Source organism: Burkholderia sp. E168m23 (assembly GCF_016586125.1).
Lineage (GTDB): Bacteria > Pseudomonadota > Gammaproteobacteria > Burkholderiales > Burkholderiaceae > Burkholderia > Burkholderia orbicola.
The window spans coordinates 1-721 of the sequence record NZ_BCPP01001614.1 but is presented as its reverse complement, the minus strand read 5'-3'; the positions used below and the strand labels follow the sequence as shown (position 1 = coordinate 721).

The 721-nt window shown below is 66.3% G+C and carries 1 protein-coding gene; it reads right to left on the bottom strand.

Features of this window, described 5'->3' with window-relative positions:
- Positions 1-507, bottom strand: a 507-nt coding sequence (locus JMF90_RS39220) for an MFS transporter (RefSeq protein ID WP_201326566.1), incomplete at its 3' end; no start/stop codon positions are given.
- Positions 508-721: the final 214 nt, after the last annotated feature.

Here is a 721-nt window from a genome sequence, read left to right as displayed (position 1 = left end):
GAAGTAGTAGCCCGTCTGCAGGTAGCCGGCGCCCATCTTGCGGCGGTCTTCCGGCCAGCTCTCGGCGACGTAGGTACCAGCGAGCGCCCATTCGCCGCCGACGCCGATCCCGGCAATCAGCCGGCACGCGGCCAGCGCCCACACGTCGTGCACGAACGCGGCCGCGCCGGTGAACACCGAATAGATCAGGATGCTCGCCGCGAGCGTGCGCACGCGGCCGAAGCGATCGGCGAGCGGCCCCCAGATGAACGACAGCCCCCAGCCGATCAGGAACAGCGCGAACAGGATCGAGCCGTACATCCCCAGATTCGCGGGCGTCGCCGCGATGCCGGACGCCGGCAGCAATTCCGTCAGCGCGGGAATCAGCACGAGCGCGTAGATCACCGAATCCACGCCGTCGAGCACCCAGCCCGCGTACACCGCCCAGAAGCCCTTCACCTGCTCGCGCGTGAGCGGCGTGCGCCGCGGCTTCGCGCCGGCCGCCGGCGCGTCGATCGCCTTGAACATCTTCGTCTCCTTGCCGGCGGGGCCGGCTCTTGCGCCGCGTCCGGTCCGGAATGGCCGGCAGTCGGGCTCTTTTGTGAGACGAGTATAGAAACGCTATCGATCGCTGAAAAATATGATATTCATCTTGCTCGATCGGATTGGCTTATGGCTCGAATCGGGCGTGATTCGGGCTTGAATCGGGAGACGGCGGCGATGGACTTGAGACAGTTGCGCT